This is a genomic window from Hydrogenophaga sp., assembly GCF_025699295.1.
In the GTDB taxonomy this organism is placed as follows: Bacteria; Pseudomonadota; Gammaproteobacteria; order Burkholderiales; family Burkholderiaceae_C; genus Hydrogenophaga.
The window spans coordinates 92,056-110,710 of record NZ_JAILWB010000003.1; the positions used below are offsets into that span (position 1 = coordinate 92,056).

Below are 18,655 nucleotides of genomic sequence, written 5' to 3' on the forward strand. Positions count from 1 at the left end.
ATGGGGAAGCCCCCCCGGACTGGATCGATGCCTGTCCGGGAAAGTGGATACGCAGTCTGCTGCGTTTCGGGCGTAGCATGGGGCCACTTGTTCATCCCACTCCGTTCGGGCTGAGCCGGTCGAAGCCCTGGCCAGCATGGTGGTGAGCCCTTCGACAGGCTCAGGGCGAACGGGACTTTTCCGCTGTCCAACATGACCACCACCTCGCCCCAGGCCGCCTCTCTTTCTTTCGACGGCCGCGCCTTCATCAACGGCGAACGCATCGCCGCGCGCGACGGCCAGACCTTTGACTGCATCTCGCCGGTGGACGGCCGCCTGCTGACGGCCGTGGCGCGCTGCGGCGAGGCCGACATCGACGCCGCCGTGGCCGCCGGCCGCGCGGCGTTCGAGGACCGGCGCTGGAGCGGCATGGCGCCGGCGCAGCGCAAGCGCGTGATGATCAAGTTTGCCGAGCAGCTGATCGCGCACGCCGACGAACTGGCGCTGACCGAGACGCTGGACATGGGCAAACCCATCCGGTACGCCAAAAGCGTGGACGTGAACAGCGCGGCCAACTGCATCCGCTGGTACGGCGAGGCGGTGGACAAGGTCTACGACGAGATCGCGCCCACGGCCAGCACTGCGCTGGCCCTGATCACGCGCGAGCCGGTGGGCGTGGTGGGCGTGATCGTGCCCTGGAACTACCCCATGATCATGGCGGCCTGGAAGATCGCGCCGGCGCTCGCGGCGGGCAACTCGGTGGTGTTGAAGCCTTCGGAGAAAAGCCCGCTCACCGCCCTCCGACTGGCCGAACTGGCGCTGGCCGCCGGCATTCCGCCCGGCGTGTTCAACGTGGTGCCGGGCTACGGCCCCGAGGCCGGCTCACCGCTGGCGCTTCACATGGACGTGGATTGCATTGCCTTCACCGGCAGCACGCGCGTGGGCAAGCAGATCCACGTGATGGCCGGGCAGAGCAACCTGAAGCGCGCCTGGACGGAGCTGGGCGGCAAGTCGCCCAACATTGTGTTCGCCGACTGCCCGGACCTGGACAAGGCGGTGGAGGCGGCGGTGGGCAGCATCTTCTTCAACCAGGGCGAGAGCTGCAACGCGCCCTCGCGCCTGTTTGTCGAGGCGTCCATCAAGGACGCGTTTCTGGAAAAGGCACTCAAGCTGGTGCCGCAGTACCAGCCGGGCAACCCGCTGGAGAAGGCCACCGTGATGGGCGCCATCGTCGACCAGGTGCAGATGGACAACGTGATGCGCTACATCGGCCTGGGCCAGAGCGAGGGCGCAAAGCTGCTGGCCGGCGGCGCGGCGGCCGAGCCGGTCAAGGGCGGCCACTACGTGCTGCCGACCATCTTCGACGGCGTGACGCCGCAGATGACGATCGCGCGCGAGGAGATCTTCGGCCCCGTGCTGTCGGTGCTGTCCTTCACCGACGCGGCCGACGTGGTGAAGCAGGCCAACAGCAGCGTCTACGGCCTGCAGGCCGCGGTGTGGACGCGCGACATCAACAAGGCGCACGGCGTGGCGCGCGCGCTGCGCGCCGGCACCGTGCATGTGAACCAGTACGACGAGGACGACATCACCGTGCCGTTCGGTGGCTTCAAACAAAGCGGTGTGGGCCGCGACAAGTCGCTGCACGCGTTCGACAAGTACACCGAGACGAAGACGACCTGGATAAGAATTGACTCCCCCCTGCACCGCTGACGCGGTTTCCCCCTGAGGGGGACGGCACTGGCGGCCCGGCAAAGCCGGTTCCGCGGTGCCCCTGGATCAGACACTTCGCGCCACTGTGAGCGCATTTTCAGGAGACCAGCATGAACGCACCGCAGAAACCGGAGAACCTGAACGCGCCGCACACCAACGCCGCCTGGCATGAACGCCGGCTGGCGGCCACGCCGCGTGGCGTTGGGGTGCATGGCGACTTCTTCATCCAGCGCGCGAAGAACGCGGAGTTCTGGGACATCGAGGGCCGGCGCTTCATCGACTTCGCGGGCGGCATCGCGGTGCTCAACACCGGCCACGTGCATCCCAGGGTGCAGGCGGCCATTGCGGCGCAGCTCGAACGCTTCACGCACAGCTGCTACCAGGTCGTGCCCTACACCGAGTACGTGGCGCTGGCCGAGCGCATCAATGCCATGGTGCCCATCGACGGCCCGGTGAAGACGGCCTTTTTCTCCACCGGCGCCGAGGCGATCGAGAACGCGATGAAGATCGCGCGCGCGGCCACCGGGCGCAGCGGCATCATCGCCTTCGGCGGCGCGTTCCACGGCCGCAGCCTGTTCTCGGTGGCGCTCACCGGCAAGGTGCAGCCGTACAAGGCCGGCTTCGGCCCGTTCCCGCCCGAGATCTACCACGTGCCCTTCCCGATGACGGGCGCGAGCTTCGAGGACGCGAAGAAGGCGATGGAGCACCTGTTCAAGGCCGACATCGAGCCCGCCCGCGTGGCGGCCATCGTGTTCGAGCCGGTGCAGGGCGAGGGTGGTTTCAACCCCATCCTGCCCGCGGCGGTGAAGTGGCTGCGCGAGCTGTGCGACGCGCACGGCATCCTGCTGATTGCCGACGAGGTGCAGACCGGCTTCGCGCGCACCGGCCGCATGTTTGCCATGGAGCACTACGGCGTGAGCCCCGACCTCATGACGCTGGCCAAGAGCATGGCCGGCGGCACCACGCTGTCGGCCGTGTGCGGCAAGGCGGCGGTGATGGACGGCCCCGCGCCGGGAGGCCTGGGCGGCACCTACGCGGGCAACCCGCTGGCCATCGCGGCCTCGCACGCGGTGCTGGACGTGATGGCCGAGGAGAAGCTGCCCGAGCGCGCGCAGAAGCTGGGCGACCAGCTCATCGGCCACCTGGTGGCGCAGCGCGCGGTCTACACGAAACGCATGGGCGAGGTGCGCGGCCTGGGCGCCATGGTGGCCTGCGAGTTCGTTCACCCGGCCACCGGCGCGCCCGACGCCGAGACCACGAAGCGGGTGCAGATGGCGGCCCTCCAGCGCGGCTTGCTGCTGCTGACCTGTGGCATCTATGGCAACGTGATCCGCTTCCTGTTCCCGCTCACCATTGAGGACAGCGTGTTCGCCGAAGGCCTGGCGGCGTTCGACGCGGCGCTGGCCGAGGTGCTGGTTTGAACACACCGATGGACCTGGCGCTGGAAGGCCGCATCGCGGCCCTGCGCGCCCAGGGCATCCACTCGGTGCTGGCCACCTTCACCGACCTGCTGGGCGCGCCCAAGGGCAAGCTGGTGCCGCTCGATCGGCTGGCGAACGCGGTCGAGGTGGGCGCCGGGTTCTCGGGCCCGAGCATCGCCGGCACCGGCCTGCCGCGCATGGGCGCGCGCAGCGAGTACATGGGCCGCGTGCGCCCCGAGAGCCTGCGCGCGCTGCCCTTCATGCCCGGCGTGGCGCACGCGGTGTGCGACGGCTTTGCCGGCGGCGAGCCGCTGGACACCTGTTCGCGCCAGCTGCTGCAGCGCCAGCTGGCACGCCTGCGCGAGCGCGGCTGGACGCTGTGGGTCGGCATCGAGCCCGAGTTCTTCCTGCTGCGGCGCGACGCGCAGGGCCGCTGGGCGGTGGCCGATGGCGACGACCGCCTCGCCAAGCCGTCTTACGACCTGCAGGCCATGGGCCGCAACTTCGGCTTTCTCGACGGCATGCGCCAGACGCTGGACGCGCTCGGTTTCCAGCTCGAGCAGATCGACCACGAGGACGCGAGCGGCCAGTACGAGATCAACTACCGGCACGACGAAGCGCTGGCCGCGGCCGACCGCTACCAGCTGTTCAAGCTCGCCGCGCAGGCGCTGGCACAGCAGCACGGCATGGTGTTCTCCACCATGCCCAAGCCGCTGTCGCAGGCCCCGGGCAGCGGCCTGCACTTTCACCTGAGCCTGACAGACGGGCAGGGCCGCGCCCTGATGGCCGAACCCGCCGGTGCGCTGGGCCTGAGCGAGACCGGCCACCGTTTCGCCGCCGGCCTGCTGCACCACGCCGACGCACTGGCCGCGCTGTGCGCGCCCACGGTCAACAGCTACAAGCGCCTGGCCGCCAGCCGCAGCGCCTCGGGCACCACCTGGTCACCCGTGTGGAAGGCCATCGGCGACAACAACCGCACCTGCCTCGTGCGCGGCGTGGCCGGGCGCATCGAATGGCGCCTGCCCGACCCGTCGTGCAACGTCTACGCCGCCCTGGCCGCCACGCTCGCGGCCGGCCTGGACGGCATCGACCTGGCCCTGCCCGCCGCCGAGCCGTGTGCGGACGATCTCTACGAACGCCACGCGCGCGGCGAAAGCCTGCCCGCGCGCCTGCCGCGCGACCTGCTGGCCGCGCTCGACGCGCTGGCCGAAGACACGACCCTGCGCGAGGCCGTGGGACCGGCCTTCTGCACGCAGTTCCTCGCGCTCAAGCACGAGGAGTGGGCGGCCTGGAGCCAGCAGGTGAGCGACTGGGAGCTGCAGCGTTACGCCGCCGCGCCGTGAGTCTGGCAGATCTGCCCCGGGGGCTTTTCGGGATAATCGCGCCCTTGTGAGCACACCCGCCCCACCCCCGTCGTCCTTCAAGACCTGGACCAAGACCGCCGACCGGCCCTTGCGCAGCCTCGGCAAGTCGGTGGGCATCTGGGTGTTCGCGCATTTCGTCGGTGTGCCCGTGCCCTGGCGCGCGGTGCGCCAGACCGATGGCCGTGCCCTGCTGGCCTACGAACACGAGCGCCTGCAGGCCCTGGCCGCGGCGGGGGAGCAGGTGCCACCGGTGCTGTCCTTCGACGGCTTCTCGCTCACCACCGGCGACGTCGGCGACACGGTGGACCACCAGCTGCACCGCATGCCCGAAGGCGAACGCCTGCCGCTGATGTGCGCGGCCAGCGCCGATCTGGCCGCTTTCCATGCGCGCGGCCACTGGCACGGCGGCGCGCAACTGCGCAATACCACCTGGGACGGTGAGCGCTTCGCCCGGCTGGATTTCGAGGAACAGCTGCAGCCCGGCATGGCGCTGGGCACGGTGCAGGTGTACGACGTGCTGCAGATGCTGCTGTCGCTCGCGCGCTTCCTGCAGCCACTCGGGCCGGGTGCGGTGCTGGCCGTGCTGCAGGCCTACGACGCCGCTGGCCCCGGCGGGCCCGCCCTGCGCAGCTTCATCGAACACCTGCTGCCGCGCCTGCAGCGCGTCTCACGCATCGCGGCGTGGTCGAAGCGGCTGGACACGTCGCGCGAGCTGATGCGCCTGCGCACCGTGCTGGAGGGGATGGCGGCGTTTGTCGCACAAGCCTCGCGCGTCTGATGGCTCAGGTCCTGTACCCCGCATCCAGCTTCTCCACCTTGCGCAACAACGCCGGCCACGCCAGCTGCGCGCCCTGGCCCGCGGTGGCGATGCGCATCACGTCGGCCATGCCGGCGAGGATCTTCGGGTCGACCTGGGTGAGTTCGCTGCCGCCGGCCAGGGCGTCGATCTGGATGCGGCAGGTGTTCTCGAAGGTGTACATCGAGAGGAAGGCGTCGGCGATGGTGCGGCCCACGGTGAGCAGGCCGTGGTTGCGCAGCACCAGGTAGTTGGCCTTGCCCAGGTCGGCCTGCAGGCGCGACTTTTCCTCGTCCCGCAGGGCCACGCCTTCGTAGTCGTGGTACGCGAGCGAAGACAGCACGAAGGTGCTCTGCTGGCTGATCGGCAGGATGCCGGCCTTCTGCGCGCTCACGCCCACGCCGGCACGGGTGTGGGTGTGCAGCACGCAGCCCGCTTCGGGCCGCGCCTCGTGCACGGCGCTGTGGATCACGAAGCCGGCCGGGTTCACCGGGAAGGGCGACTCGTGCAGCTTGTTGCAGGCCATGTCGACCTTGACCAGGCTGCTGGCCGTGATCTCGTCGAACATCAGGCCATAAGGGTTGATGAGGAACTGGTGCTCGCCGCCGGTGACGCTGTCGGGCAGCTTGGCGCTGATGTGGGTGAAGACCAGATCGCTCCAGCCATAGGCCGCCACCAGGCGGTAGCAGGCGGCGAGGTCGCAGCGCAGCGCCCATTCTTCGGCGCTGACGACTTCCCGCAGGGAGGGGATGTGCATGGTGAATGTCTCCTGTACCGCGCTCGGGGCCAGGATGGCACGCGCGTGCCGCCACTGTAGGCGCAAGCGGCGCGCCTGTCTTGTCGCTGCGAGGACAGCGTGGGAAGCGCTACGGCTTCTTCATCGAGCAGGTGTTGAAGCCCAGCATGGCATACGGTGGGCACCAGCCTGCCAGGCCGGTGAGCAGGGGCACCACGCCGAGGTAGCCCCACAGGCCGACGGTGCCGGTGGCGGCGGCGGCGATGAGGGCCAGGCCGATGGCGATGCGAAGGGTGCGGTCAATGCCGCCAACGTTGCGTGTCATGGTGGGTCTCCGTTCGCGAGCGATCTTGCTCACCACCATTGGACGCCCGGCACGCGGGCGCCGGTTTGATCCAGATCAGGTCGGCGCGGTGGCGTGTTCCAGCCGGGCCAGCCACCGCAGGGCGTGGGCGCGATCGCCGCCGCACATGTCGGCATGGGGCTGGAGGCTGGCGCACACCGCCGGGCGCTCGGGCCGGCCGAAGAGCTGGCAGCGCAAGGCGGCGTCCAGGTGCGGGCAGGGCATGCCCGCCGGCTTGCCATGGGGCAGGCCGGGCAGGGGGCTGCTGATGGACGGCGCGGTGCAGCAGGCACCACAGCCTGGACGGCATTCCAAGGGGTTGTCTCTATGGGTTCGTGAGCCTGCGGGCGGCCCACAGGGTTTGTTCGACCACGCCCCGCACGGCCTGGCGGGCGGGCTCGGCGATCAACTGGCCGTCGGCATCGAAGGCGTCGGCCGCGCGGGACAGCGCGAACTGCTTCGGTGTCAGCCAGCATTGCAGGTTCAGGAGCATCGGGGACAGATGGGAGAGGCTGCGCAGGCCGCCCAGGGCGCCGGGCGAGGCGCTGAGCAGGCCCACGACCTTGCCCTCGAAGGGCTTGAGGCCATCGCCCCACGCCGGATCGGACCGGACGGGGCTGGAGACCCAGTCGATGGTGTTCTTGAGCAGGCCGGTGTAGCTGCCGTTGTACTCGGGCGAGCAGATCACCCAGGCCGGGTGGGCGTGGAAGAGTTCCTTGAGGCGGATGGCGGCATCGGGCGTGCCGCGCGCTTCCAGGTCGGCGTTGTACAGCGGCAGTTCGTAGTCGGCCAGTTCGATGTGCGTGACGGCGGCGCCCTGGGCGCGCGCCATGTCGGCGGCGACGCGCGCGAGCTTACGGTTGTGGGACTGGGTGCGTGTGCTGCCCGCGAAGATCAGCAGGGGAAGGGGGATGTTGCTCATGCCCTCCATTGTCGCGGCAGGCTTCAGAACGAGCTGTCGAAGAAGCCGGAATCCTCGAAGTCCGGGGGCGGTGCGGCCATCGGGGCGGGCGCAGGCGGAGCCGGCGGGCAGCGGGTGCTGGAGACACCCCAGGCCACCTGGTAGCGCTCGCGCAGCAGGTCGCGACCGAAGGTCACCGTGGTGCGTGTGAAGTTGTAGCCCACGCCGACGTCGAACCCGACCCCCTTGGGGAAGAAGCTCACACCGGCCGCCAGCACGGGCTTGTCGCGTTTGTCCGAGGACAGGATCTTGAAGGTGACGCCGGTGTCGCCGCCGAAGTTGTGGCTGATGCCGAACATGAAGGCCGCGCCCGCGTGGGCGTTGAGGCAGGCCAGTGCGGTGGAACCGGCCACGAGCCAGGGTGTTTTCATGGGGAGTCCTTCCCGGGGAAACCGCCCGAAGGTTGGGCCGGTTCAGCTTAGGAAGGCAGGCATGCCGTGCCCATCCGCGCGGGGCGCGAGGCGCGGCGCGCCAGGGTGGCGGGCGGATGGCGCACGAGGCAGAAAACACGCATCGGTGGGACAATTGCGGGTTGCGCGGGGCCAGGCGGGCCCGCCGCACCCTTGAAGCGATCACCACCATGTTGTACCCACAGGAATTCGATGTCATCGTCGTCGGCGGCGGGCACGCCGGCACCGAAGCCGCGCTGGCCGCCGCGCGCATGGGCTGCGCCACGCTGCTGCTCACGCACAACATCGAGACCCTGGGCCAGATGAGCTGCAACCCGTCGATCGGCGGCATCGGCAAGGGCCACCTGGTGAAAGAGGTGGACGCACTCGGCGGCGCGATGGCGCTGGCCACCGACGAAGGCGGCATCCAGTTCCGCATCCTCAACAGTTCCAAGGGCCCGGCCGTGCGCGCCACCCGCGCCCAGGCCGACCGCGTGCTCTACAAGGCCGCGGTCCGCCGCACGCTGGAAAACCAGCCGAACCTCTGGCTGTTCCAGCAGGCGGTGGACGATCTGATGATCGAAGGTGACCGTGTGGTGGGCGCTGTGACGCAAGTGGGCATTCGCTTTCGCGGTCGCACGGTGGTGCTGACCGCCGGCACCTTCCTGGACGGCAAGATCCACGTCGGCCTGAACAACTACGCCGCCGGCCGCGCGGGGGATCCGCCGGCGGTGTCGCTCTCGGCGCGCCTGAAGGAACTGAAACTGCCCCAGGGCCGCCTGAAGACCGGCACGCCGCCGCGCCTGGACGGCCGCAGCATCGACTATTCGAAGTGCACCGAGCAGCCCGGCGACGGCGTGCCCGGCGGCATGAACCCGGACAAGCCGGTGCCGGTGTTCAGCTTCTTGGGGCAAACGGCCATGCACCCGCGCCAGGTGCCGTGCTGGATCACCCACACCAATGAACGCACGCACGAGATCATCCGCTCCGGCTTCGACCGCAGCCCCATGTTCACCGGCAAGATCGAGGGCGTGGGCCCGCGCTACTGCCCGAGCGTGGAGGACAAGATCAACCGCTTCGCCGACAAGGACAGCCACCAGATCTTCCTGGAGCCCGAGGGTCTGACGACGCACGAGGTCTACCCCAACGGCATCTCGACCAGCCTGCCGTTCGACATCCAGTACCAGCTGGTGCGCAGCATGGCCGGGCTGGAGAACGCGCATATCCTGCGCCCGGGCTACGCCATCGAGTACGACTACTTCGACCCGCGCTCGCTCAAGAGCAGCTTCGAGACGAAGCAGATCCAGGGCCTGTTCTTCGCGGGGCAGATCAACGGCACCACCGGCTACGAAGAGGCGGCGGCCCAGGGCCTGTTCGCCGGCATCAACGCCGCGCTGCAGTGCCGTGGCGAAGCAGCCTGGCTGCCGCGCCGCGACGAGGCCTACCTGGGCGTGCTGGTCGACGACCTCGTGACCCAGGGCGTGACCGAGCCCTACCGCATGTTCACCAGCCGCGCCGAGTTCAGGCTGCAGCTGCGCGAGGACAACGCCGACATGCGCCTGACCGAGGCCGGCCGCCACCTGGGCCTGGTCGACGACGCGCGCTGGGACGCGTTCTGCCGCAAGCGCGACGCGGTGGCCCGCGAAACCGAACGCCTGAAGGCGACCTGGGTGAACCCGCGCAACCTGCCGGCGCAAGAGGGCGAGCGCGTGCTGGGCAAGGCCATCGAGCACGAGCACAACCTGTTCGACCTGCTGCGCCGCCCGGGCGTGGCCTACGCGGATCTGGTCGGCATGGACGGCGGCAAGTACGCGGCGGCCGAGGTTTCACGTGAAACATTGGCCGACCTGCTGGAGCCGGTGGTGGAGCAGCTGGAGATCGCGGCCAAGTACTCGGGCTACATCGACCGGCAGAAGAACGAAGTGGAGCGCGCCGCCCACTACGAGGGCCTGAAGTTGCCGGCCGACCTGGACTACCTGCAGGTTGCGGCGCTGTCTTTCGAGGCACGGCAGAAGCTGGCCCAGCACCGCCCCGAAACCCTGGGGCAGGCCTCGCGCATCTCGGGCATCACGCCCGCGAGCATTTCGCTGCTGCTGATCCATCTGAAGAAGGGTGGCTTCAAGGGCTTTGCCACGGTGCCGGCCGCTGCGGACGCCGCCGAGGCATGAGCGACCTGCGCACCACGCTGCAGTCCGGGCTGCGGGCGCTGTCGCTGGACCTGGATGCGCGCCAGGCCAACCTGCTGCTCGACTACCTGGGCCTGCTCCAGAAGTGGAACAAGGTCTATAACCTGACGGCCGTGCGCCAGCCCGAAGAAATGATGACCCACCACCTGCTGGACAGCCTGGCGGCGGTTGGCCCGCTGCTGCGGCAGACGCAGGGGCGGCCTGTGCGCCTGCTCGATGTGGGCTCGGGGGGTGGCCTTCCCGGTGTGGTGGTGGCGATCGCCTGCCCGCAGATCGACGTGACCTGCGTGGACACGGTGGCCAAGAAGGCGGCCTTCATCCAGCAGGCGGCGGCGTCGCTGGTGCTGCCGAACCTGCATGGTCTGCACGCCCGGGTCGAAACCCTCAATGCCTTGTCGGGCCCGGGTTACGACCTGGTCTGCTCGCGCGCCTTTGCCTCGCTGGGGGACTTCACCACCTGGTCGGGCGCCGCGCTCAGTCCTGGTGGTATGTGGATGGCCATGAAAGGCAAGCACCCTGCCGACGAACTCGAGGCCCTGAAAGCGGCCGCACCTTCCGTGGATGTGTTTCACGTGGAACAACTCCAGGTGCCCGGGCTGGATGCCGAGCGCTGCATCGTCTGGATGCGGCCGGCACCCACCGCTGTTGCCTGAGCATCACAGCCGGCGCCTCCTCGGCGCGATGAGGGCAGGGCGCTGAAACCCTTCACGTAAACTCGACCCTCCACTTCCGGGGATCCTCCATGTTCGGCATCGCAGATTACGGCGCTTTTGCGGCCGCCATCGTCGTCTTTTTGCTCATCCCGGGGCCGGGCAACCTGGCGCTGATCACCTCCACCGGCAAGGGCGGCCTGCGCGGCGGACTGGCCGCCACCATGGGCCTGATCGCGGGCGACCAGGTGCTGATGTGGCTGGCGGTGGCCGGTGTCGCGGCCCTGCTCGCGGCCTACCCCGCAGCCTTCAGCGCGGTGCAGTGGCTGGGCGCCGCCTACCTGGCCTGGCTGGGCTGGAAGATGCTGACCGCCCGACCCGGCGACGCACCGGTGCTCAACATCCGCCCGCGCCAGTACTTCCAGCAGGCGTTCACCATCACGCTGCTCAACCCAAAGGCCATCGTTTTCTACATGGCCTTCTTTCCGCTGTTCGTGGACCCGGCCCGCCACCAGGGTCTGGTCACTTTCGGCGCCATGGCCGCCACCATCGCGGTGCTGACCTTCGCCTATGGGCTGGGCGTCACGCTGCTGACCCACTTCCTGGCCGAGCGCATGCGCGCCAACCCGGTCATCGGGCGCGCGCTGGAAAAGGTCGCGGGCGTGTTCCTCATCGGCTTCGGCATCAAGCTGGCCATCTCCAAATAAGAAGCGGCACCATGGCGAAAATTTTCTGCGTGGCCAACCAGAAGGGCGGCGTCGGCAAGACCACCACCACCGTCAACCTGGCCGCCGGCCTGGCCAAGGTGGGCCAGCGGGTGCTGATGGTGGACCTGGACCCGCAGGGCAACGCCACCATGGGCTCGGGCGTGGACAAGCGCCAGATGGCGCTGTCGATCTACGACGTGCTGCTCGAATCCGCCTCGGTGGCGGAGGCGGCGGTGTTTTCGGACAAGTGCGGCTACCACGTGCTGGGCGCCAACCGCGAACTGGCGGGCGCCGAGGTCGAGCTGGTCGAGGTGGAGCGGCGCGAGAAGCGCCTGAAGACCGCGCTGGCCGAGGTGGCCGACGACTACGACTTCGTGCTGATCGACTGCCCGCCGTCCCTGAGCATGCTCACCCTCAACGGCCTGTGCGCGGCGCATGGCGTGATCGTGCCCATGCAGTGCGAGTACTTTGCGCTTGAGGGCCTGACCGATCTGGTCAACACCATCAAGCAGGTGCACGCCAATCTCAACCCCGACCTCGCCATCATTGGGCTGCTGCGCGTCATGTTCGACCCGCGCATCACCCTGCAGCAGCAGGTCAGCGACCAGCTCAAGGCGCATTTCGCCGACAAGGTGTTCGACACCGTGATCCCGCGCAATGTGCGCCTGGCCGAAGCCCCCAGCTATGGCCTGCCCGGCGTGGTGTTCGACCCGGCGGCGCGCGGCAGCCAGGCCTTCGTGGCATTCGCGCAAGAGATGGTCGAGCGCATCCACAAACTCTGAACCCGATCCGACTGTTTCACGTGAAACCACACAACGTTCTCGTCCTTCCGGGCTGGCAGAGCAGCGGCCCGGACCACTGGCAGAGCCGTTGGGAAGCCACCCATGGCTACCGCCGCGTGGACCAGCACGACTGGCTGCGCCCGAAGCGCGGCGACTGGATCGCCCGGCTCGAAGAGGTGCTGCTCGGCTGCGACGAGCCCGCCGTGCTGGTGGCGCACAGCCTGGGCTGCCTGCACGTGGCGGCCTGGGCCTCGCACTCGCAGAATACCGACCGGGTGAAGGCCGCGCTGCTGGTGGCCCCGGGCGATGCCGAGCGCGAGGAGATGCGCCCGGTGCTGCCGAGCTGGTCGCCCATTCCGCTGCAGCGCCTGCCCTTCCCGAGCGTGCTGGTAGGCAGCCGCAACGATCCGTATTGCAGCTTCGAGCGCGCGCAGGCGTTTGCCATGGCCTGGGGCGCACGCTTCGTCGACCTGGGTCAGGCGGGGCATATCAACGCCGAGTCCGGCCTGGGGGACTGGCCCGCCGGCCACGCAGTGCTCGCCGAACTCCTCAATCTCTGACTTTTCGAAAGCAAGACGATCCATGGTCACCAAAAAACCCAAGGGCCTCGGCCGCGGACTCGAGGCCCTTCTGGGCCCCAAGGTGGTGGAGGGCGTTGTCGCCACCACGACCGAGCGCGACGGGCTGCCATCCACCCTGGCGCTGGACCAGCTGGTGGCCGGCATCTACCAGCCGCGCACCCGCATGGACGAAGGCGCCTTGTACGAGCTGGCCGAGAGCATCAAGGCCCAGGGCGTCATGCAGCCGATCCTGGTGCGGCAGCTCGCGGGCGGCCCGAACGCCGGCAAGTACGAAATCATTGCCGGCGAACGGCGCTTTCGCGCCTCGAAGCTGGCCGGTCTGGACAGCGTGCCGGTGCTGGTGCGCGACGTACCCGACGAGGCCGCGGCGGCGATGGCCCTGATCGAGAACATCCAGCGCGAAGACCTCAACCCGCTGGAAGAGGCCCACGGGCTGCAAAGGCTGGTGAAGGAGTTTGGACTCACTCACGAACAGGCGGCGCAGGCCGTGGGGCGTTCGCGCAGCGCCGCCAGCAACCTGCTGCGCCTGCTGCAACTGGCCGAACCGGTGCAGACCATGCTCATGGCCGGCGACCTCGACATGGGTCACGCGCGTGCCCTGCTCGCGCTGGACAAGGCCAGCCAGATCACGGCGGGCAACCAGATCGCGGCGAAGAAGATGTCGGTGCGCGAGGCCGAGAGTCTGGTCAAGCGGCTGGGCGCCGAGTTCGCGTTGTCGCCGCAGAAGCTCAAGAAAGAGAAGTCGCGCGACATCCGCCGCGTCGAAGAGGAACTGGCCGACCTGCTGACCGCCGAGGTCGAGGTGCGCGTGAAGAAGCGCGTGAAGCGGCACGGCCGCTTCGAGGACATGGGCGAGGTCGCGATCCAGTTCGGCTCGCTGGACGCGCTCAATGGCCTGATCGACCGCCTGCGCGGCGGGCACTGAGCGCAGGCAGCGGGGTGTTGCCCGCCGCCTGAATGCGGCTCAGTTCAGGAGCCGCCGCCCTTGACCACCTGGCTGTGGCCGTTGCTGCGCACCGACTCGATGCCGGCGTCGCGGCTGGCCGCCGACTTGTACATCTGGCTGGTGCCGATGACCTGGTGGTTGGCCGCCTTGAGGTTGAAGTAGAAGCGCCCGTCCGTGGCGTCGCTGCGTTCGTAGCTCGCGGCGTTCGGGCTGTTCTTCTGTACCGAGGCGATGCCGTTCTCCGCCGAGGCCCGCGTCTCGTAGCCTTCGCTGCGCAGGATGACCTCGCCATTGGCGGCTTTCAGGACAAAGGAAAACTTGCCTTTTTCGTTCTGATGCAATTCGTACCAGCCGGACATGTGACCTCCATGAAGGGGTGAGTGGACAGGACCTTCATCTTATGCACACCCGCGCGGCGCGAAAGCGGGTCTTCCCGTGGGCTCGACGCCCCAGGCGGCCACCCACCCGGTGGTCAGAGCGAGAAGATCTTGCCCGGGTTCAGGATGTTGTCCGGGTCGAGCGCGCGCTTGATGGTGCGCATCATGTCGACCGCGCCGGCACCGGCCTCGGTGAGCAGGAACTCCATCTTGTGCAGACCCACGCCGTGCTCGCCGGTGCAGGTGCCTTCCAGGCTGAGCGCGCGCGCCACCAGCTTGTGGTTCAGCTCCTCGGCCAGCGTGTGCTCCTCGGGCTTGTTGGGATCGATCAGGTAGCCGAAGTGGAAGTTGCCGTCGCCCACGTGGCCGACCAGGAAGTAGGGCAGCCCGGCGGCGTCCGCCTCGGCCACCGAGTCGAGCAGGCAGTCGGCCAGACGGCTGATGGGCACGCAGGTGTCGGTGCTGATCGCGCGGCATCCGGGCTTGCTCTGGATGGCGGCGAAGTACGCGTTGTGCCGCGCTGTCCACAGGCGCGTGCGCTCCTCGGGCGTGACGGCCCATTCGAAGGCATTGCCGCCGAACTCGCTGGCGATTTCCTGCACCGTCTCGGCCTGTTCCTTCACGCTCGCGGGCGAGCCATGGAACTCCATCAGCAGCATGTTTTCCTCGCGCAGGCCGAGCTTGCTGTGGGTGTTGACCATGCGCACGGTGTTGTGGTCGATCAGTTCGCAGCGCGCGATCGGCACGCCGAGCTGGATCACCTGGATGACGGTGCGCACCGCGGCCTCGATGCTCGGGAAGGAGCAGGTGGCGGCCGAGATGGCCTCGGGCAGCGGGTAGAGCTTGAGCGTCACTTCCGTGATCACGCCCAGCGTGCCTTCGCTGCCCACCATCAGGCGCGTGAGGTCGTAGCCGGCGCTGCTCTTCTTCGCGCGCGTGCCGGTGCGGATGACCTCGCCGCTGGCGGTGACGACCTCGAGCGCGAGCACGTTCTCGCGCATGGTGCCGTAGCGCACCGCGTTCGTGCCCGACGCGCGCGTGGCGCACATGCCGCCGATGGAGGCGTCGGCGCCCGGGTCGATCGGGAAGAACAGGCCCTCGCTCCTGACCGCCTCGTTGACGGCCTTGCGCGTCACGCCGGGCTGCACCGTCACCGTGAGGTCCTCGGCGTTGATCGAGAGCACGTTGTTCATGCGGCTCACGTCGATGCTGATGCCGCCCTGCACCGCGAGCAGGTGGCCTTCGAGCGAGGAGCCCACGCCGAACGGAATCACCGGCACGCGGAACTGTGCCGCCAGCTTCACGGCGTCGGCCACGTCCTGCGTGCTCTGTGCGAACACCACCGCCGCCGGTGGGGGCACCTGGTACACCGACTCGTCGCGCCCGTGCTGCTCGCGCACCACCATGGCGGTGGAGCACTGCGCGCCGAAACGCGACTGCAGCGCGGCGAGAAACTCGGGCGCGATGGCGCGCTGGTGGACTTCGGGGGCCAGGTGGCTGAGGGTGGCGGGCGCGTTCATGGGCTTGTCTCCGGTGTCGGCTGTGATCAGCCGGCCAGTTTACGCCCAGAGTTCCGCAGCGCGGAGGTGCCGCGGTGCGCGTTCGGCACGTCGCTGCCACTGCTCTGGGAGGTGGCCGTGCCGGCCTGTCCTGTGACGCGCGCCGACGGCGTGCCGTGCACGGCCGCCACGCCGGCCAGTCCCAGGGTGCACGCGGCGATCAGTTGGACGCTGCGGGCTTCGAAATCGGCAAGTCGCTGGCGGGAACGTGGCATCGGTGACTCCTTGGAAAGGCAGAAGTGGAAACGAGCGCCCATTACGGACTGAACCGGCGACGCGCGCCAGCGGTTTTTCCGCTCGTTGCCAGCATGCATGCGCCCTTGCCTGAGACACATTTCCCAGCATGCGGTTACTCGGCCGTGTACTGCGGCGCATCCCGCACAATGTGCTTCTTCCTGCCGGGCCCGCGCCCGCAGCCAACCCGTTTGAAGGATCCTCATGGGCAACCGACTCACCCAGATCGCCACCCGCACCGGCGACGCCGGCACCACCGGCCTGGGCGACAACACCCGCGTCTCCAAGGACAGTTTGCGCGTGCACGCCATGGGCGACGTGGACGAACTCAACTCGCAGATCGGCCTGCTGCTCTGCGAGGACATGGGCGACGACGTGCGCACGCTGCTGGTCGAGATCCAGCACCAGCTCTTCAACCTCGGCGGCGAGCTGTCGATCCCGGGTTTCGAACTGCTCAAGCCCGAGGCCGTGCTGGCGCTGGACGAAGCCCTGGCCACGCACAACGCGGCCTTGCCGCGCCTGCAGGAATTCATCCTGCCCGCGGGCAATCGCGCGGCCAGCCAGGCCCATGTCTGCCGCACCGTGGCGCGCCGCGCCGAGCGCGCGGTGGTCGCGCTGGACAAGGCCGAGACCCTGAAGGACACGCCGCGCCAGTACCTCAACCGCCTCTCCGACCTGATGTTCGTGCTGGCGCGCGTGCTCAACCGCATGAACGGCGGCGACGACGTGTACTGGAAGAGCGAGCGCATGCAGCAGGGCGCGGGCGCATGAAACCGCACCGTGCCCTGGCGCTGGGTGTGTTGTGGTTGCCGCTGGCTGGCGGCGCGGGCGCACAGTCCTCGCCGGCCGCGCCACAGGCTGCTGGCGACGTGACGCTGGTGTGCGAGGCCGTCTACCTGCCCGCGCGCACCACCTGGACGCGCACCGTGCGCATCGGCTACGACCAGCAGCGCGTGCGCTCGGTGCGGATCGACGACGTGCCGGTCTACACCTTCTCGATCCGCGAGACGGTCATCCTTACCGCCATCGATAACGAGCGCATCCAGATCGACACCGCGGCCCAGACCTGGACCAGCGATTTCCGCGGCCAGGCGACGGCGATGGGGCGCTGCGAGCGGGGTTAACGCGCGGCGGACGGCTGCTTTGTATGATGGTGCGGCTTGGCATTCGCGGGAGCAGCACATGCATCTGATCAAGGCGGTGATCGCCCTTTCACTGGCGGCAGCAGGCGCATCCGCGCTGGCCGCCGACGCCGCAGAGCGGCGCTTCATCCGTGCGGGCATGGGTGAGGGCGAGGTCCTCTTCAGGATCGGCAAGCCGGACCACGAGGCCTTCGTCCGGATCGTCAAGGGACAGGCCGAAGAGAAGACCTGGACGTACTTCCCGCACCCGCAAGACCGGCAGACGCTGACCATCCTGACGCTGCGCGCCGGCGTGGTTTCCACGATCGAACGCAAGATCGCTCGCTGACCCGGAACAGGGCACACCCGATGAAGGCACAGGAACGTGACACCCTGCTGGAGCAGCTCCAGCGCCGATTCGAGCAACACGCGCGGCGCCACCCCGGCATCGCCTGGGCGGACGTGCTCGCCAGGCTCAAGGCCTCCGCCACGGCACTGGAAGCCCTGGCGCGCATGGAAAGCACGGGGGGCGAACCCGACGTGATCGGGCAGGCCAGCGACACGGGGCAGTTCATCTTTTGCGACTGCGCCGCCGAGAGCCCGACGGGGCGCAGAAGCCTCTGCTACGACGACGCGGCCCTGAAAGCCCGCAAGGAAAACAAGCCCCAGGGCAGCGCGGTCCAGATGGCCGCCGACATGGGCGTGGAGCTGCTGTCCGAAGAGCAGTACCGCGCGCTGCAAGAGCTGGGCGAATTCGACGTCAAGACCTCGAGCTGGGTCGCCACGCCCAAGTCCATCCGCTCACTGGGCGGGGCACTGTTCTGCGACCGCCGCTACGGCCAGGTGTTCACGTACCACAACGGGGTGCAGTCGTACTACGCGGCCCGGGGCTTTCGCGCGCTGCTGCGCGTGTGATGCGAGGTTCTTCTTCTGGCGGGCAAGGGCGACTAACATGACGCCCTCTCATCCTCTCCCAGGAGAACGCCATGCCCGCCAGCCCCCATGCCCTGAACTGGTTCGAGATCCCCGTGGCCGACTTTGCCCGGGCCAAAGTCTTCTATGAGACCGTGCTGGGCCGCACCATCGAGCCAATGTCCATGGGCCCCAGCACCATGGGCATGCTGTCTTCAGATCCGGGCGCCGTGGGTGGCGCCATCGTGCACGGCGACGGCGCGGAGCCCGCGCGGCAGGGCACCCTGGTCTATCTCAACGGCGGCGACGACCTGGCGGTGATGCTGGCCCGGGTCGAGGGCGCCGGTGGTTCCGTGGCCGTGCCCAAGACCGAAATCGGCAATGGCTTCGGCTTCTTCGCGCACTTCATCGACACCGAGGGCAACAAGGTCGGCCTGCATTCGATGCAGTGACGCGCCCGCAACGGCCCGAGGACTTACCTCGGCGCCAGCACCGCCATCGTGATGCGCGAAACGCAGGTGAGTTCGCCCGCGTCGTTGCTCAGGTCGATCTGCCACACCTGCGTGGTGCGGCCGATGTGCACCGGCCGCGTGACGCCGGTGACCCAGCCGCTGGTGGCGCCCTTGAGGTGGTTGGCGTTGATGTCCAGCCCGACCGCGCGGTGGCCTGGCGCGCAGCTGTAGGCCGCGCCGCAGGAACCCAGCGTCTCGGCCAGCACCACGCTCACGCCGCCGTGCAGCAGGCCATAGGGTTGCTTGGTGCGGGTGTCCACGGGCACGCGCGCACGGATGAAGTCGGGTCCGACTTCGAGGAATTCGATGCCCAGGTGCTGCACGGCCGTGTCTTTGTGGATGGCGGTGAGTTCCTCGACGGAGATGGGGCGGGTCCAGACGGTCATGGT

The 18,655-nt window shown here is 68.8% G+C and carries 24 protein-coding genes; 15 read left to right on the plus strand and 9 right to left on the minus strand.

Going from position 1 to position 18,655, the window contains the following annotated elements; all coding sequences use genetic code 11:
• Positions 1 to 192 precede the first annotated feature (192 nt).
• The 4 genes from K5880_RS03555 (at position 193) to K5880_RS03570 (ending at position 5,252) form a co-directional block, all read left to right on the plus strand.
• A complete protein-coding gene (locus tag K5880_RS03555) occupies positions 193 to 1,689 on the plus strand; it encodes an aldehyde dehydrogenase (RefSeq protein WP_297648759.1) in 1,497 nt (498 codons plus the stop codon).
• Between the two features lie 110 nt (positions 1,690 to 1,799).
• Positions 1,800 to 3,110 (plus strand): 4-aminobutyrate--2-oxoglutarate transaminase, encoded by a 1,311-nt coding sequence (gabT, locus tag K5880_RS03560; RefSeq protein WP_297648762.1) that lies wholly within the window; start codon positions 1,800 to 1,802, stop codon positions 3,108 to 3,110.
• Positions 3,107 to 4,453 (plus strand): type III glutamate--ammonia ligase, encoded by a 1,347-nt coding sequence (locus K5880_RS03565; RefSeq protein ID WP_366882446.1) that lies wholly within the window; start codon positions 3,107 to 3,109, stop codon positions 4,451 to 4,453. The genes gabT and K5880_RS03565 overlap by 4 nt, the downstream gene beginning before the upstream one ends.
• Positions 4,454 to 4,499: 46 nt before the next feature.
• Positions 4,500 to 5,252 carry a hypothetical protein gene (locus tag K5880_RS03570; protein WP_297648765.1) on the plus strand — a complete coding sequence of 251 codons (753 nt, stop codon included), beginning with the start codon at positions 4,500 to 4,502 and terminating at the stop codon, positions 5,250 to 5,252.
• 4 nt (positions 5,253 to 5,256) lie between these two features.
• Here the strand turns inward: K5880_RS03570 and K5880_RS03575 are convergent, their stop codons facing one another.
• The 5 genes from K5880_RS03575 to K5880_RS03595 form a co-directional block, all read right to left on the minus strand.
• Positions 5,257 to 6,027 (minus strand): class II aldolase/adducin family protein, encoded by a 771-nt coding sequence (locus K5880_RS03575; protein WP_297648768.1) that lies wholly within the window; start codon positions 6,025 to 6,027, stop codon positions 5,257 to 5,259.
• A 109-nt stretch (positions 6,028 to 6,136) separates the two neighbouring features.
• The gene (locus tag K5880_RS03580; RefSeq protein ID WP_297648771.1) at positions 6,137 to 6,331 is read right to left on the minus strand and encodes a DUF2892 domain-containing protein; all 195 of its coding nucleotides are present in this window, start codon (positions 6,329 to 6,331) and stop codon (positions 6,137 to 6,139) included.
• Between the two features lie 75 nt (positions 6,332 to 6,406).
• Entirely contained in the window at positions 6,407 to 6,664 is a 258-nt protein-coding gene (locus K5880_RS03585) for a YkgJ family cysteine cluster protein (RefSeq protein WP_297648774.1), read from the minus strand.
• Between the two features lie 10 nt (positions 6,665 to 6,674).
• Positions 6,675 to 7,271, minus strand: a complete 597-nt coding sequence (locus K5880_RS03590; RefSeq protein WP_297648777.1) for an NAD(P)H-dependent oxidoreductase — start codon at positions 7,269 to 7,271, stop codon at positions 6,675 to 6,677.
• Between the two features lie 23 nt (positions 7,272 to 7,294).
• Complete coding sequence (locus K5880_RS03595; protein WP_297648780.1) at positions 7,295 to 7,681, minus strand: hypothetical protein; 387 nt, start codon at positions 7,679 to 7,681, stop codon at positions 7,295 to 7,297.
• Positions 7,682 to 7,890: 209 nt separating this feature from the next.
• Between K5880_RS03595 and mnmG the strand changes: the two genes are divergently transcribed.
• The 6 genes from mnmG (at position 7,891) to K5880_RS03625 (ending at position 13,530) form a co-directional block, all read left to right on the plus strand.
• Positions 7,891 to 9,867, plus strand: coding sequence for a tRNA uridine-5-carboxymethylaminomethyl(34) synthesis enzyme MnmG (mnmG, locus tag K5880_RS03600; protein WP_297648782.1), 1,977 nt, complete (start codon positions 7,891 to 7,893; stop codon positions 9,865 to 9,867).
• Positions 9,864 to 10,538 carry a 16S rRNA (guanine(527)-N(7))-methyltransferase RsmG gene (rsmG, locus tag K5880_RS03605; protein WP_297648785.1) on the plus strand — a complete coding sequence of 225 codons (675 nt, stop codon included), beginning with the start codon at positions 9,864 to 9,866 and terminating at the stop codon, positions 10,536 to 10,538. Before mnmG ends, rsmG begins: the two co-directional genes overlap by 4 nt.
• Before the next feature lie 89 nt (positions 10,539 to 10,627).
• Positions 10,628 to 11,242, plus strand: a complete 615-nt coding sequence (locus K5880_RS03610) for a LysE family translocator (RefSeq protein WP_297648788.1) — start codon at positions 10,628 to 10,630, stop codon at positions 11,240 to 11,242.
• 11 nt (positions 11,243 to 11,253) lie between these two features.
• A complete protein-coding gene (locus K5880_RS03615) occupies positions 11,254 to 12,024 on the plus strand; it encodes an AAA family ATPase (protein ID WP_297648790.1) in 771 nt (256 codons plus the stop codon).
• 20 nt (positions 12,025 to 12,044) lie between these two features.
• The gene (locus K5880_RS03620; protein ID WP_297648792.1) at positions 12,045 to 12,584 is read left to right on the plus strand and encodes an alpha/beta hydrolase; all 540 of its coding nucleotides are present in this window, start codon (positions 12,045 to 12,047) and stop codon (positions 12,582 to 12,584) included.
• Positions 12,585 to 12,606: 22 nt separating this feature from the next.
• A complete protein-coding gene (locus tag K5880_RS03625) occupies positions 12,607 to 13,530 on the plus strand; it encodes a ParB/RepB/Spo0J family partition protein (RefSeq protein WP_297648794.1) in 924 nt (307 codons plus the stop codon).
• A gap of 44 nt (positions 13,531 to 13,574) precedes the next feature.
• On the opposite strand, the gene K5880_RS03630 is transcribed toward K5880_RS03625, so the two are convergent.
• The 3 genes from K5880_RS03630 to K5880_RS03640 all read right to left on the minus strand — a co-directional run bounded on the left by K5880_RS03630 (position 13,575) and on the right by K5880_RS03640 (position 15,702).
• The gene (locus tag K5880_RS03630; RefSeq protein WP_297648797.1) at positions 13,575 to 13,910 is read right to left on the minus strand and encodes a YegP family protein; all 336 of its coding nucleotides are present in this window, start codon (positions 13,908 to 13,910) and stop codon (positions 13,575 to 13,577) included.
• Positions 13,911 to 14,023: 113 nt separating this feature from the next.
• Entirely contained in the window at positions 14,024 to 15,448 is a 1,425-nt protein-coding gene (locus tag K5880_RS03635; RefSeq protein ID WP_297648800.1) for an FAD-linked oxidase C-terminal domain-containing protein, read from the minus strand.
• 26 nt (positions 15,449 to 15,474) lie between these two features.
• Complete coding sequence (locus tag K5880_RS03640; RefSeq protein ID WP_297648803.1) at positions 15,475 to 15,702, minus strand: hypothetical protein; 228 nt, start codon at positions 15,700 to 15,702, stop codon at positions 15,475 to 15,477.
• Between the two features lie 223 nt (positions 15,703 to 15,925).
• Between K5880_RS03640 and K5880_RS03645 the strand changes: the two genes are divergently transcribed.
• The 5 genes from K5880_RS03645 to K5880_RS03665 all read left to right on the plus strand — a co-directional run bounded on the left by K5880_RS03645 (position 15,926) and on the right by K5880_RS03665 (position 18,206).
• Complete coding sequence (locus K5880_RS03645) at positions 15,926 to 16,492, plus strand: cob(I)yrinic acid a,c-diamide adenosyltransferase (protein WP_297648806.1); 567 nt, start codon at positions 15,926 to 15,928, stop codon at positions 16,490 to 16,492.
• A complete protein-coding gene (locus tag K5880_RS03650; protein ID WP_297648809.1) occupies positions 16,489 to 16,845 on the plus strand; it encodes a hypothetical protein in 357 nt (118 codons plus the stop codon). Before K5880_RS03645 ends, K5880_RS03650 begins: the two co-directional genes overlap by 4 nt.
• Before the next feature lie 58 nt (positions 16,846 to 16,903).
• Positions 16,904 to 17,191, plus strand: coding sequence for a hypothetical protein (locus tag K5880_RS03655; protein WP_297648811.1), 288 nt, complete (start codon positions 16,904 to 16,906; stop codon positions 17,189 to 17,191).
• A 20-nt stretch (positions 17,192 to 17,211) separates the two neighbouring features.
• Positions 17,212 to 17,757 (plus strand): DUF4256 domain-containing protein, encoded by a 546-nt coding sequence (locus K5880_RS03660; protein ID WP_297648813.1) that lies wholly within the window; start codon positions 17,212 to 17,214, stop codon positions 17,755 to 17,757.
• Between the two features lie 71 nt (positions 17,758 to 17,828).
• Positions 17,829 to 18,206 (plus strand): VOC family protein, encoded by a 378-nt coding sequence (locus K5880_RS03665; RefSeq protein ID WP_297648815.1) that lies wholly within the window; start codon positions 17,829 to 17,831, stop codon positions 18,204 to 18,206.
• Between the two features lie 23 nt (positions 18,207 to 18,229).
• Here K5880_RS03665 and K5880_RS03670 read toward each other — a convergent pair whose 3' ends face one another.
• On the minus strand, positions 18,230 to 18,652 hold the full coding sequence (locus tag K5880_RS03670) for a hotdog fold thioesterase (RefSeq protein WP_297648817.1): 423 nt from the start codon (positions 18,650 to 18,652) through the stop codon (positions 18,230 to 18,232).
• Positions 18,653 to 18,655: the final 3 nt, after the last annotated feature.